This window comes from Streptomyces sp. NPDC054842 (genome assembly GCF_053611025.1).
On sequence record NZ_JBSGZN010000002.1, the window covers coordinates 118,078 to 130,356 of the forward strand.

Annotated in this window: 13 protein-coding genes; 8 read left to right on the forward strand and 5 right to left on the reverse strand. The window is 72.1% G+C overall.

Going from position 1 to position 12,279, the window contains the following annotated elements:
* Window positions 1–234 precede the first annotated feature (234 nt).
* The gene (locus ACWGIS_RS02260) at window positions 235–750 is read left to right on the forward strand and encodes a hypothetical protein (protein WP_453360529.1); all 516 of its coding nucleotides are present in this window, start codon (window positions 235–237) and stop codon (window positions 748–750) included.
* Between the two features lie 124 nt (window positions 751–874).
* Here the strand turns inward: ACWGIS_RS02260 and ACWGIS_RS02265 are convergent, their stop codons facing one another.
* Window positions 875–1,663 carry an SDR family oxidoreductase gene (locus tag ACWGIS_RS02265; RefSeq protein WP_453360530.1) on the reverse strand — a complete coding sequence of 263 codons (789 nt, stop codon included), beginning with the start codon at window positions 1,661–1,663 and terminating at the stop codon, window positions 875–877.
* 123 nt (window positions 1,664–1,786) lie between these two features.
* On the opposite strand from ACWGIS_RS02265, the gene ACWGIS_RS02270 reads away from it, so the two are divergent.
* On the forward strand, window positions 1,787–2,425 hold the full coding sequence (locus ACWGIS_RS02270) for a TetR/AcrR family transcriptional regulator (RefSeq protein WP_453360531.1): 639 nt from the start codon (window positions 1,787–1,789) through the stop codon (window positions 2,423–2,425).
* Between the two features lie 222 nt (window positions 2,426–2,647).
* Here the strand turns inward: ACWGIS_RS02270 and ACWGIS_RS02275 are convergent, their stop codons facing one another.
* The 3 genes from ACWGIS_RS02275 to ACWGIS_RS02285 form a co-directional block, all read right to left on the reverse strand.
* The gene (locus ACWGIS_RS02275) at window positions 2,648–3,208 is read right to left on the reverse strand and encodes an isochorismatase family protein (RefSeq protein WP_453360532.1); all 561 of its coding nucleotides are present in this window, start codon (window positions 3,206–3,208) and stop codon (window positions 2,648–2,650) included.
* Between the two features lie 314 nt (window positions 3,209–3,522).
* Window positions 3,523–5,112 (reverse strand): glycerol-3-phosphate dehydrogenase/oxidase, encoded by a 1,590-nt coding sequence (locus ACWGIS_RS02280; RefSeq protein ID WP_453360533.1) that lies wholly within the window; start codon window positions 5,110–5,112, stop codon window positions 3,523–3,525.
* On the reverse strand, window positions 5,109–5,720 hold the full coding sequence (locus ACWGIS_RS02285) for a TetR/AcrR family transcriptional regulator (protein ID WP_453360534.1): 612 nt from the start codon (window positions 5,718–5,720) through the stop codon (window positions 5,109–5,111). The genes ACWGIS_RS02280 and ACWGIS_RS02285 overlap by 4 nt, the downstream gene beginning before the upstream one ends.
* Before the next feature lie 110 nt (window positions 5,721–5,830).
* On the opposite strand from ACWGIS_RS02285, the gene ACWGIS_RS02290 reads away from it, so the two are divergent.
* From ACWGIS_RS02290 to ACWGIS_RS02310, 5 genes are all read left to right on the forward strand, one after another.
* On the forward strand, window positions 5,831–7,426 hold the full coding sequence (locus ACWGIS_RS02290; protein ID WP_453360535.1) for an FAD-binding oxidoreductase: 1,596 nt from the start codon (window positions 5,831–5,833) through the stop codon (window positions 7,424–7,426).
* 57 nt (window positions 7,427–7,483) lie between these two features.
* Complete coding sequence (locus ACWGIS_RS02295) at window positions 7,484–8,365, forward strand: YegS/Rv2252/BmrU family lipid kinase (protein WP_453360536.1); 882 nt, start codon at window positions 7,484–7,486, stop codon at window positions 8,363–8,365.
* Between the two features lie 312 nt (window positions 8,366–8,677).
* Window positions 8,678–9,019: a hypothetical protein gene (locus ACWGIS_RS02300; protein WP_453360537.1), complete on the forward strand. Its 342-nt coding sequence runs from the start codon at window positions 8,678–8,680 to the stop codon at window positions 9,017–9,019.
* Window positions 9,016–9,465, forward strand: coding sequence for a MerR family transcriptional regulator (locus ACWGIS_RS02305; protein WP_453360538.1), 450 nt, complete (start codon window positions 9,016–9,018; stop codon window positions 9,463–9,465). Before ACWGIS_RS02300 ends, ACWGIS_RS02305 begins: the two co-directional genes overlap by 4 nt.
* 305 nt (window positions 9,466–9,770) lie before the next feature.
* A complete protein-coding gene (locus tag ACWGIS_RS02310) occupies window positions 9,771–10,106 on the forward strand; it encodes a YnfA family protein (RefSeq protein ID WP_453360539.1) in 336 nt (111 codons plus the stop codon).
* A 358-nt stretch (window positions 10,107–10,464) separates the two neighbouring features.
* On the opposite strand, the gene ACWGIS_RS02315 is transcribed toward ACWGIS_RS02310, so the two are convergent.
* Window positions 10,465–11,388, reverse strand: a complete 924-nt coding sequence (locus ACWGIS_RS02315) for a polysaccharide pyruvyl transferase family protein (protein WP_453360540.1) — start codon at window positions 11,386–11,388, stop codon at window positions 10,465–10,467.
* A gap of 596 nt (window positions 11,389–11,984) precedes the next feature.
* Here ACWGIS_RS02315 and ACWGIS_RS02320 point away from each other — a divergent pair.
* Entirely contained in the window at window positions 11,985–12,230 is a 246-nt protein-coding gene (locus ACWGIS_RS02320) for a DUF5133 domain-containing protein (protein ID WP_453360541.1), read from the forward strand.
* Window positions 12,231–12,279: the final 49 nt, after the last annotated feature.

Consider the following 12,279-nt stretch of genomic DNA (forward strand, 5'->3'; position numbering starts at 1 on the left):
CGACAGCACCGACCGCCGTGACTCGTCCTCTCGCCACCGGACGACGAGGATCCCGCCCCATGGCTATCGCTCGCGAAGGGCCGCTGCGAAGTCTGCGATCCGTTCCGTCTCCGGAGTACTGGCGAGCAACGGCTTGACCATGTCACCAGCCGGTTCAGCGGGCTGGGAGAGCCCGGCGGGGAGACGTTTCGGCGAGCGTGGTGACGGCAGACAGACGTCGGGTACTCGCCGCGCATGATGAAGCAGGCATGGTGGCAGGGACTGCTCGCGGGGGCGGTCGGCGTGGCAGCGATGACGCTCGGGGAGAAGGCGGAGCAGCGCCTCACCGGGCGACCCGACTCGTACGTCCCTGGCCGGACCCTGAAGCGGCTGGCCGGAATGCCGGACGAAACGGCGCCGGTGGCGACGAACTGGGCCATGCACGCGGGGCAGGCGGCCGCCATGGGCATCCTGCGCTCGGTCATGGCTCACGCCGGTCTGCGCGGCCCCCTGTCCTCAGGCACATTCACGGTCGTGCGCCTGACCGCCGACCAGATCCTGGAGAACGCCACCGGCACCGGCGCGCCGCCGCAGACCTGGCCGCGGGCAGAGCAGCCCGTGGACGTGCTGCACAAGACCGTCTACGGGTTCGCCACCGGCGTCGTCGCCGACGCACTGGCCGCCCGCTCCGGTCCGGGGCCTGGCCGGCGTCATGCGGCGACGATCCCTGGCCGCCGCATCGGAGTCGGTCCTCCGCCGCGCTCGGCATGAGCCGTCTGCATGCATAGGGCGGCCGCTGTCCGTGGCCAACTCGTGCACGGCGGGATCGCTCCGCCTTGCACAAGATCGTCGTAGCGGGCGTCCGCCGGCGCACACGTCGTACCGCAACGCAGGCTCACGCCGCGACATCGGCTTCGGTCTTTAGCGCGGGGCCGAGCAGCAGGCCCCCGTCCAGGACGAATTCGGAACCCGTGGCGAACGACGCTTCTTGGGAAGTGATGAAGAGCAACAGGTGGGTGATGTCGGAGGGTTCGGCGAGGCGGGGGATGGCGAAGGGGTCGGGGGAGTAGAAGTCGGCGATGGCCGGCCGGCCCGCGACGGTGGGTTCGTTGATCAGCGGTGTGGAGACGACGCCGGGGTGGATGGAGTTGACCCGGATGTTGTCCCGCCCCAGCTCCAGCGCGGCCGTCTTGGTCAGCCCGCGTACGGCCCACTTGCTGGCGGTGTAGGGGGCGTAGTAGGCCGTGCCGACGTGGGCCATGGTCGAGGCGATGTTCACGATGGCTCCGCCGCCGCCCCTGCGCATCGACGGGGTCACGGCCCTGATGCCGAGGAACTGGCCGGTGACGTTGACGCTGAAGGTGTGCTCCCAGGCGCGGAGTTCGGTGTGCTCGACAGGGGCCGCCGGGTTCTGGACTCCCGCGTTGTTCACCAGGATGGTGATCGGCCCGAAGTGGCCTTCGACTTCTCGCACCGCCGCCGCCCAGTCGTCCTCGCTGGTGACGTCCAGGTGAACGGACAGCGCGCGACGGCCGAGCTGAGAGGCGAGGTCGCGGCCGACGTCGTCGTCGCGGCCGGCGATGACGACGTTCGCCCCCTCGGCGTGGTAGCCCCGCACATGGCTGCTTCCCATGCCCCCGCTGCCGCCGGTGACGACGACGGTCTGGCCCTCAAAGCGTCCCATGACGCATTCCTCCCAGGCGTTCCCTGATGGTGAGCCGAGTGGCTCACCTCTCCTCTCAAGGTAGGAGCAGGATGGAAGGTGAGTCAAGTGACTCACCTCGCAGCTTGGGGCATACTGGAGGGCATGACGGCACAGCCTTCGGAGTACCACCGGCGCGTGGCAGCGCAGAAGCGGACGTCCATCATCGAGGCGGCGACGAAGCTGTTCCTCGACTCCGGCTACGACGGCACCTCACTGGCCCGCGTCGCCGAGACGGCCGGAGTGTCGAGGGCGACTCTGTTCAAGCAGTTCGCCACCAAGGCGGCCCTGTTCGAGGCGATCGTCACCGAGTACTGGAAGGTCGGCGACGAGGAGGCGCCCCTTCCTGAGCCAGGGAACCTCCGCGCGGGGCTTGAGACCATCGGACGCCGATACGTGGCCCTTCTCACCCAGCCCGGCATGGCCGCCCTCTTCCGCATCGTCATCGCCGAGGCGCCGCGCTTCCCGGAGCTCGGCGAGACCCAGTTCAGGCTCGGCAAGATGCCCTACTTCGAATCGGTCCGCCGCTACCTGACAGCGGAGAACGCCGCCGGTACGGCCCGGCTCGACGATGCCGAGACGGCGGCGACCCAGTTCCTCGGGATGATCTCCAACTTCGTGTTCTGGCCGCGGATGCTGCTCGCGCACTGGGAGCCCGACGACTCCGCCATCACCAACGCGGTCGACCAAGCGGTGCTGACCATGCTCGCCCGGTATGGCGCGCCAGGGACCCACGGCGCCTGAGACACCGAGGGCCCGGCCCGACCGCTCTGCGCAACACCCGAAACTTTCCCGCACAGGCAGGCCCCGCGCCCCCGCCCCGTCGAGTACTCCGGCACTCAGGAAATGCAGGACCCCTTCGGGCTGCCGCCCTTGCGATGGAGGCGTGCCCGATAATCCGGGGCCCTGCGGTCGATCGAAGCCAAGGGCCGTCCGGCGGCCAGCCCTTGGGGAATCACCAGTTCGTCAGGACGTGCCGCCGAAGTCGACGTCCTTGGTCTCGACGGTCCCGGCCGTCCGCCCTGGCGCCGTCTGGTAGGTCCAGTACAGGTTCGTGTGCGCGATGACCTGGTCGGGCGGCGGCGCACCCCATGCCGTCTTGTCGCCCGTCGTGTGGGCGTCGCCGACCAGGGTCGCGTCGTAGCCCCTGGTGAAGGCGCCGTGAAGCGTCGAGCGGATGCATGCGTCCGTCTCGGCGCCGACGACGACGAGCCGTCCGACACCGAGGCCCAGGAGCACGTCCTCCAAAGTGGTGTCCTCGAAGGAGTCGCCGTAGCTCTTCCCGACGAGCGGCTCGGCGGTCGCCGGAGTGAGTTCCGGGACGATCCGCCATTCCTCGCTCTGCTTCGTGAGGCCCTCGTCCGAGTGCTGGACCCAGACGACCGGCGTTCCTTCGTTCCGTGCTCGCTCGACGAGGCCGGCGATGTTCGCGACGACCTCGTCGCGCCGGTATGCCCCTTCGACGACACCTCGCTGCACGTCAACGACAAGGAGCGCGGTGTTCGGCCGGTTCTCCAATGTTGTCATGATCATCCTCTACTGACGCCGGGCTGGTCCACATCACGGTAGGTCCAACCACTGACAACGGGCCCGACGCCTCCAACGCAACAGCCGGACGTCCATTCGCTCTTGCTGCTGGCGCAGCGGTCGCTGCCGCAAGGGCTGTGGGCGCTGTTTCGGCGAGTGGTCCCAGAATGCGCGCGTTCGCGGCAGGAGTGGGTTTCACCCGCAGTCGATGCGCACCGCCGCGGCCACGGGACGCCCGACCGGTGAGGCTTCCTCGGCCTGCCCCCCTGCCCCCCTGCGCCGCGCCAGGGTGTGGCCTGGCGCAGGGGAGGCGTTCATGCGCTGCTCACGCTCTCGCCGAGCGCTTCCCGGGCCGCCGGTACGGCTTTCGCGCGGTCCTCGGGGACCAGACCGATGCGGGTCCGGCGGTCGAGGAGGTCCGCCTCGTCCAGGGCGCCCTCGTGGCGTACCGCCCAGGCCAGTTCGGCCTGCGTGACGGGGTGGCCCTCCAGTACGGGGGCGCCCAGCCGAGGGTCCTCGGCGCTCAGGGCGTGTACGGCCGCCGCCTCGGTGCCGTAGCGGCGGATGAGGCGGGACGGCGCCTGGACGGCGGCGAGGACGTGCGGCGGCGCGGCGCCGATGAGGGGCAGCGTGGCGGTGGGGGAGGGGCCCGCGCCGAGCCCGTGTGTGGCTACGGCGGCGTCGACGGCGTCCTGGGCCATGCGCCGGTAGGTGGTGAGCTTGCCGCCGACCACGGTGATCACACCGTCGGCCGAGGTGTGCACCGCGTGCCTGCGGGAGATGTCGGCGGTCCTGGCACCCGAGCTGCCGGCCGGAGCGGTGTCCAGCAGTGGGCGTAGCCCGGCGAAGGCGCCCACCACGTCGTCGCGGTGGACGGGCACGTCCAGTGCGGAGTTGAGCACGTCGAGGAGGAAGCCGATGTCGGTGTCGGGGACGTCGGGCACGTCGGGGATGCCGCCGTCCACGGGCTCGTCGGTGAGCCCGACGTAGACGCGGCCGTCGCCCTGCGGCAGGACCAGTACGAACCGGTTGGTCTCGCCGGGCACCGGGATGTGCATGCCCGCCGGCACCGCGCCCAGGTGTTCGGCGCGCAGGACGAGGTGGGTGCCGCGCGAGGGCCGGATGCGGATGCCGTCGACGAGGCCGCCGGCCCACACGCCGGAGGCGTTGACGACGGCGCGGGCCCGGATCTCGCCCTCCTCGCCGGTGAGTTCGTCGCGGACGCGGGCGCCGCGACCGGTGAGTTCCAGGGCACGTACCCGCGTCAGGACACGGGCGCCGCGGGCGGCGGCCGTACGGGCGATCGCGGTGACCAGGCGGGCGTCGTCGGTGAGCCGGCCGTCGAAGGACAGCAGGCCGCCGCGCAGACCGGTGGAGCGCAGCGCCGGGGCCAGTGTGCGGGTCTCCACGGCGGACAGGCGGCGCGGCGCCGGGAGGGTGGCGCGGGACGTGCGCGCCGCCAGGCGCAGGACGTCACCGGCGTGGAAGCCGGCCTGCGCCAGGGCGGCCTGACCGCGTGACACCAGGGGAGTGAGGGGGAGGACGAAGGGCTGGGCGTGCACCAGATGGGGGGCGGTCCGCTCCATGAGGATCCCGCGCTCGACGGCGCTCTCGTGAGCCACGTCGAGCTGGGCGGAAGCCAGGTAGCGCAGGCCGCCGTGGATGAGCTTGGAGCTCCAGCGCGAGGTGCCGAAGGCCAGGTCGTGCGCGTCGATCGCGGCGACGGTCAGGCCGCGTGCGGCGGCGTCCAGGGCGACACCGGCACCGGTGGCGCCGAGGCCGACCACCAGGAGGTCGACGGGGGCTCCGCCCACGATCCGGGCCAGCTCGTCGGCGCGCCGTGCGGCGGTCAGGGACGAGCCGGGCGTCGGTGCGGTGTCGGACGCGCTCCTGCTGGTGCTCATGGCGTCAGAATCCTCTCCAGGACGGTCCGCAGCTCCGTGAGGAACGCGTCGCTGCTCAGGTCGGGGTCGTCCTCGTCGGTCATGGTGCGCAGGGAGAGCGTGAAGGACTGCACGATCAGCAGCAGGGACCGGGCCTGCCGGTCGGCGTGGCCGGCGCGCACCGAGCCGTCCGCGTGGCCTTCGCGCAGGGTGCCGAGGATCAGTTCCAGGAGGGCTTCCTGGCTCGCTCCGCGCCGGTCGAGCACGTAGGGCAGGAGCAGTTCGGGGTCCACGTCGATGATCTTGCGGAACAGCGGGTGTTCGCGGAACGCCCGCACGCCCGCCACCAGACCGTCGACGATCAGCGTGCGGGCGGAGGTGCCGGCCCGCCGCTCGGGCATCGCGCTGGTGGCCGCCTCGACCCATTCGCGGGTCATCAGGTCTCCCACCAGCGTCCGCACGTCCGGCCAGCGCCGGTAGAGCGTCATCCGGGAGACCCCGGCGCGCCGGGCCACGTCGGTGAGGGTCGTGCGGCGTACTCCGACGGCCAGCACGCAGTCGCGTACGGCGTCCAGGACGGGGTCTCCGGCGGAGGTGCCGTCCGGACCGTTGTGACGAATAGGCGTCATGTGTCACAGTGTAACGCGCCACGAGGTCGTGGGACAGCACCTCGTCCGCACCACGGCCTCATGCCGCTCACTGCGGCACCCCCTGCATCCGACCGGTGAGGAACAACCCCATGGACATGCTGTGGAGCGGGTGGGGAGACCCCGCCAAGGCCACTGAGCTGCCCGACTCGGTGATCGGGCTCCTGCGCGACCTGCTCGGGGTCAAGCCCGCCCGCAGCGCACCGGTCGCCCTCGACGCCATCCCGGTGCCCGCCTCACCGCTCGACGCGGCGGCCCTGGACGCCCTGTCCGTCGCGGTCGGCGGCCCGGATCACGTCCGTACGGACGCCGAGACCCGTATCCGGCACACCCGCGGCAAGTCCACCCCCGACCTGCTCCACATCAGGGCCGGCGACGTCGCCGACATCCCGGCCGCGGTGGTCCTGCCCGCGAGCCACGACGAGGTCCTCGCGGCCCTGGACGCCTGCGCCGCACACGACCTTGCCCTCGTCCCCTTCGGGGGCGGCACCTCCGTCGTCGGCGGGCTGACCCCCGAGCGGTCCCGCCCCTTCGTCGCCCTGGACCTGCGCCGCATGGACGGCCTGCTCGCCCTCGACCCCGTCTCCCGCACCGCCACCCTGCAGCCCGGTCTGCGCGCCCCCCGGGCGGAGGCCCTGCTGGCCGAACACGGCTTCACCCTGGGCCACTTCCCCCAGTCCTACGAATGGGCCACCATCGGCGGGTTCGCCGCGGCCCGCTCCAGCGGACAGGCGTCCGCCGGCTACGGCCGCTTCGACGAGATGGTCCTCGGCCTCACCCTCGCCACCCCCCAGGGCACACTCGACGTCGGCCGCGCCCCCCGCTCGGCCGCCGGCCCCGACCTGCGCCAGCTCATCCTCGGGTCCGAGGGCGCGTTCGGCGTCATCACCTCCGTCACCGTCCGCGTCCGCCCGCAGCCCGCCGCACGGCGCTACGAGGGCTGGCGCTTCGCCTCCTTCGAAGAGGGCGCCGCGGCCCTGAGGCGCCTGGCCCAGGACGGACCGCGCCCCACGGTGCTGCGCCTGTCCGACGAGACCGAGACCTTCGTCGGCCTCGCCCAGCCCGACGCCATCGGCGCCCAGGACGCACCGCAGGACGCCGGATGCGTCGCCGTCGTCGGCTACGAGGGCACCGAGGAGGACACCGAACTGCGCAGCCGGCAGGGCGAGGCGGTCCTGCGCGAGTGCGGCGGCACCTGTCTCGGCGAGGAACCGGGCCGGCGCTGGGCCCACGGCCGGTACTCCGCGCCCTACCTGCGCGACGCGCTCCTGGACGCGGGGGCCTTCGCGGAGACCCTGGAGACCGCGGCGTTCTGGTCCCGCATCCCCGAGCTCTACGCCTCCGTCAAAGAGGCGCTCACCACCTCCCTCACCGAGGCCGGCACCCCGCCGCTGGTCATGTGCCACATTTCCCACGTCTACGAGAACGGCGCCTCGCTGTACTTCACCGTGGTCTCCGCCCAGGGGGAGGACCCCGTGGCGCACTGGGCACCGGCCAAGCACGCCGCCAACGAGGCGATCGGCGCGGCCGGCGGCACCATCAGCCACCACCACGGTGTGGGCACCGACCACCGCGACTGGTACGTCCGGGAGGCCGGCGAACTCGGCATCGCCGCACTGCGGGCGGTCAAGCAGCGGCTCGACCCGGCCGGGCTGCTCAACCCCGGCGTCCTCCTGCCGCTCGACTGACCCGACCACCTTGCCGGTTCACCCGCCCCACCCACCCCGCGTCCCGGAGGCCCACCGATGCGACAGTTCACCGCCATCGTCAACCCCAGCGCGGGCGGCTCCACTTCAGCCGCCGCGCTGCTGCGGGTGGCCAGGCTGCTCCGGGAGGCAGGGGCCGAGCTGGAGACCGAGTACAGCCGCAGCCTGGCCCACGCCCAGGACCTCGCCCGAGCGGCGGGCGCGCGGCAGCGCGTCGTCCTGGCCGTGGGCGGCGACGGCATCACGGGCGGCATCGGCGGAGCCCTCAGCGGCACCGACGTGCTGTTCGGCCTCGTCCCCGCGGGCCGCGGCAACGACTTCGCGCGGGCCCTCGGACTCCCCTCCGAACCCATGGAGTTGGCCCGTATCCTGCTGCACGCGCCACCGCGCGCGGTGGACACCGTCGAGGTGGAGTCGGCCGTCCATCCCCGCACGACCGTCCTCGGCAGCGTGTACGCCGGAGTCGACGCGCTCGCCAACCGCCACGCCAACGAGGCGAAGTTGCTGCGCGGCGCCGCCTCCTACTACGCCGGCGGGCTGCGCGCCGTGGCCACTTGGCGGGCGGCCACCTACCGCGTGACCGTCGACGGCGAGGAGCACACCCACCGCGGCTACACCGTCGTGGCCGCCAACTCCCCGTACTACGGCTCCGGTCGCATGATCGCCCCCGGTGCGCGCTTGGACGACGGGCTGCTCGACGTGGTGCTGATCCGGGAAGCACCGCGCCGGCTGTTCTTCGCCCTGATGAACGAACTCTCCTCGGGCGCCCACGTCCGACGGCCCCAAGTGCGCGTCCTCCAGGGCCGGGAGATCCGCATCGAGGCGGACCGCGAGGTCCCGTACGGCGCCGACGGCGAGGTCGACGCCGTCCTCCCCGTCACCGCGCGGGTGCTGCCGGGCGCCCTGAGGGTGCTGTACTGACCCGGCCTTGTCCTCGCCAGGTCCTGGCCCCGGTCCGTTCGCGAGCGGTGGCCGTGCTCGGTCAGCTCGCTCCCCGGCGTATCGGGCGCGGGTGAAGTCCTGCCTTCTTCCCTGACCGCCGACTGCCTGGCCCATCAAGTGCCGGGCTGCCGGGAGGTGCGCTCCTCCAACCGCTACCGAAGAATCGTGGACGTGGAAGACCCGGCGACGGGGTGCTCCAAGGGCTTGGTGGGCCTTGCACCCTGTACCCAGGTACAGGTTTACCGTCGGAGGTGTCCCCAGCCGGAGGACGTGACGACGGGAGCGAGTGCGATGACCGACCTGGACCGGGTTCCGCAGTCCTGCACGCTGCCCAAGGAGGAGCGGCCGTTGCGGGTGGCGGAATGGGACGGGCTGTTCGCCGAACGGTTGCGGGAGGTGTCCCGCCCGCACCCACTGCGGCTCCGCCTGGACCTGGGCAGCGACACCAGCGTCGAAGGGCCGATCCGTGCCCTGGTGGAGAAGGAGAGCGGCTGCTGCTCCTTCTTCACCTTCACCGTCACCACTCACACCGGGGCCCTGCTGCTCGACGTCACGGTGGACGAGGTGCACGCACCGGTCCTGAACGCGCTGGCAGCACGGTCGGGCGCCACCGGTGAGGGAGGACCGCGGTGAGTGACGACCTGCTGCGCAGCGGGCAGGTCGCCCGGGCGGCCGGGGTGAACATCCAGACCCTGCGCTACTACGAGCGCCGCGGCCTGCTGCACGAACCCGAGCGCAGCCCGGGGGGCCACCGCCTGTACGGGGGAGAGGCGGTGACCGTCCTGCGGGTGATCAAGGCCGCCCAGCGACTCGGCTTCACCCTGGAAGAGGTCGCCGAGCTGCTGGAAACGGGCCGCCACCGCCATGGCCGCCCGGCCGCCGGGCTGCAACGGCGTGCGGCCGCGAAGCTCGCCGAGGTCGACGCGAAGATCGCGGACCTCACCGCCATCCGTACGGCCTTGGCCGCCGCCGTCGACGCGGGTTGCGACGACCTGACGGTGTGCGCGTCCAGCGGTTGCTGTCCCATCCCCTTCACCGACCTCGCCGAGGAGAACCGCCATGCCGGCCCCTGCTGCTGACGCGCGCCCCCATCGGACTCCGGAGGCGCTCGGGGGTCTGGCCGCCCTGGCGTGCGTGGCGTGCTGCGCGTTGCCGGTCCTGATCGCGGCGGGTGTCGTCGGCGCCGGCGCCCGGGCGGTGGTGGGCCGGCTGCCGGCCCTCGCCGTCGTCCTCGCGGTGCTCGCCGGCGGAACGTGGTGGAGGGGCCGGCGTCGTAGCTCCTGCTCCCGCACGCCGCGGACTGCGGGTGAAGCAGCTGCGGATGCGTTGCGCCCCAGGCTTCGCTGAAGATCATCGGCACGGTCCGTCGGTAGGGTCAGCCGGTATGACCGTCGCTCGCTCTGTCGCCCTGTTCGTCGTCGCCGCCGTGTTCGAGATCGGCGGAGCGTGGCTGGTGTGGCAGGGCATCCGCGAGCACAAGGGCTGGATCTGGATCGGCGCCGGAGTGATCGCTCTGGGGCTCTACGGTGTCGTCGCGACCTTCCAGAACGACGACGACTTCGGACGGATCCTCGCCGCGTACGGTGGCGTCTTCGTCGCCGGGTCGATCGCTTGGGGGATGGTCGCCGACGGCTACCGTCCCGACCGCTTCGATGTCATCGGCGCGCTGATCTGCCTCGCCGGCATGGCCGTGATCATGTACGCGCCCCGCAGCCATTGATGGCTTCCACTGCGCCGCCCGGGTGGCCGGGTTCGGAAGGCCGCGTAGGGGGCCGGAACGGCACTGCTAGCGTACGGAGGGGCCCGGCCGGCCGAGGCCAGCGGGCGATCCATCCGGCCCAGCGTGGCGCCGTACGCTGCGCATCGTGCATCGTGCGGCGAAGAAAGCGTCCCGCGTACAGCTCCACGAGGCGGCTCAACGTCACTTGCGGCGTCCTCGGTATCCGCGCGCCGTGCGCCCCGGCAAGGACCGGCGTCGCTGACCCGGGCGGGCCTGCCCCGGTGCCGTTCGTCGATGGCAGCCCCGGCACCCGGCGAGCCCGATCCCTCGGTACTGCGGACCGGACCGGCCGCCGTGGTCACCCTTCCTGACTGACCGGTGACACGGACTGGAGAGTCTGTACGAGTTCCTCGGCGCGGTCCGCCGCCGCACTCCGGCGCCAGCCGGAACTGATGTCACGGGCGACCCCGCGACCGGAGACCGCGCACCAGTCCCACCAGTGATCCAGAGCGTCATCGCTGAGCCGTTCGACGGGGACGAGCGCGGGCCAGCCGCATGCGCGCGCCTGCGCCGTCACCTTGGCGCCGCCCTCGACCGGGTCGACGACCACTGCGGGGACCCCGACCCGCAGAGCGAGCACCATGCCGTGCAGCCGGTCGGTCACCACCAGGTCGAGCCGGGAGAGTACCGACTCCAGTTGGGCGGGTGTCGCACACAACCGCCAGTCGCGCACGTCGAGCCGGGTCTCCAGTTCGAGACGCGCGCAGTCCTGGCCGGCCAGCCAGCGTGTCACCTCTTTCGCGACCCGTGCGTGCTGGCGGCGTGCCCCGTACTCCTGCTGCCCGTGGGTGAGGATGACACCGACCACAGGGCGGGCGGGGGAGACGGGCGCGTCGACCGCCAGGTCCGGCGTCGGCTTGGTGTCGGGGGCGTCTCGCGCCAGAACGCGGTGGAAGCCGGTGACCGCGGGGCCGGCCGCGTCGATGACGGAGGTGCCGACAGCGATCCGTACGCAGTGCGCGAATCGCCGGTGCAGCTCCTCGATCTGCGGACCGTGCACGGGGCCGCAGGCGAACACCAGGTGAGAGTAGTCCTCCGGACGGACCTGATCCAGGGACGGCCCCGACGGCCGGAAGACGGGACTCCACGCGGTGTCGTGGTCCAGACCCGCCTGTCGGAGTACCTCCTGCACCCGGTGCAGCGCGAGCACGTCCCCCGCGGTGGCCTCCCCGTCCAGGAAGCTGAACCACCCGGTCAGCAGGATGCGATGTGCCTTTGCCACGAGCGCCGGGTGCCCAAGTGCCGCACGGGCAATCACGGGGACAGGGGCAACTTGGCGCTGACCTGCTCCTGTCTCGCTGGCTGTGACGATGACTCGTCGCTGAGCGTGTGCACCAGGCACGGCCCGTGGCCGCCGCGCGGTGCGCGTCAGGGGCAGTCCATGGCCGCTGCGCGGTGCGCGTCAGCTGCACGCTGAGCGCGGATGCACAGCGGCCGGCTTTGCCGGTTGGCGAGGAGTGCGGCTCCCGCCTGACTGGCCCAGCGATCCCGTGGCGAGGGGCAGCCGGCGACGTACATGCTGCTGTGATCAGCGGGCTCGGGCGTTGCGGCTCAGGGGCGGGCAGGTGTGCCGGCCGGCGGGCAGACCAGGACCGCCGTCGACGTAGCGCACCCCGATCGCCGGCTCTATGCCTCCCGCCATACGTGGGCGGGTCGGGGCGTGGCGAGCACGGTGGCATGGAACCGACGGCGCGGGGCACATGGGGGCTGTTTGACGTGCCCGGTGGTGAGCTGTGGCGCCAGTGGCTGGATGCAGCCCGTTCCTCGCAGTGCGACAGGCCGCGCTGCGGGAGGGGTTCTGAGGGAGAAGGAGCACCGGTGATCATTCCGGCGGAGAAGGAACTGCGCGCTGTACTGGCCCGGTTCGCTCAGGCACGCATCGAACATGACGTGCGCCCCACCGGCCGCACCAGCCGGGACCTGGAGGACTCCACGTACACGCTGTGCGTGATGACCGGAGCCCGCACTGCCGAACGAGCTCTGCTCGCGGCCGACGCGCTGCTGGATCAGTACAGCGCGAGCCGTATGGGGATGTCCCAACAGGATGAGACGCTGGCCGCGTAGTCACTGGGGGATCCGGCCTGCCCAGCCCTGTCGTACCGCATCGCTCCTG

What these genes read in the sequence shown, in the direction of transcription:
- ACWGIS_RS02265 (WP_453360530.1), bottom strand. Translation starts at nt 1,663, where the DNA reads ATGGGACGCTTTGAGGGCCAGACCGTCGTCGTCACCGGCGGCAGCGGG.
- ACWGIS_RS02310 (WP_453360539.1), top strand. Translation starts at nt 9,771, where the DNA reads ATGACCGTCGCTCGCTCTGTCGCCCTGTTCGTCGTCGCCGCCGTGTTC.
- ACWGIS_RS02295 (WP_453360536.1), top strand. Translation starts at nt 7,484, where the DNA reads ATGCGACAGTTCACCGCCATCGTCAACCCCAGCGCGGGCGGCTCCACT.
- ACWGIS_RS02270 (WP_453360531.1), top strand. Translation starts at nt 1,787, where the DNA reads ATGACGGCACAGCCTTCGGAGTACCACCGGCGCGTGGCAGCGCAGAAG.
- ACWGIS_RS02260 (WP_453360529.1), top strand. Translation starts at nt 235, where the DNA reads ATGATGAAGCAGGCATGGTGGCAGGGACTGCTCGCGGGGGCGGTCGGC.
- ACWGIS_RS02275 (WP_453360532.1), bottom strand. Translation starts at nt 3,208, where the DNA reads ATGACAACATTGGAGAACCGGCCGAACACCGCGCTCCTTGTCGTTGAC.
- ACWGIS_RS02290 (WP_453360535.1), top strand. Translation starts at nt 5,831, where the DNA reads ATGGACATGCTGTGGAGCGGGTGGGGAGACCCCGCCAAGGCCACTGAG.
- ACWGIS_RS02280 (WP_453360533.1), bottom strand. Translation starts at nt 5,112, where the DNA reads ATGAGCACCAGCAGGAGCGCGTCCGACACCGCACCGACGCCCGGCTCG.
- ACWGIS_RS02300 (WP_453360537.1), top strand. Translation starts at nt 8,678, where the DNA reads ATGACCGACCTGGACCGGGTTCCGCAGTCCTGCACGCTGCCCAAGGAG.
- ACWGIS_RS02285 (WP_453360534.1), bottom strand. Translation starts at nt 5,720, where the DNA reads ATGACGCCTATTCGTCACAACGGTCCGGACGGCACCTCCGCCGGAGAC.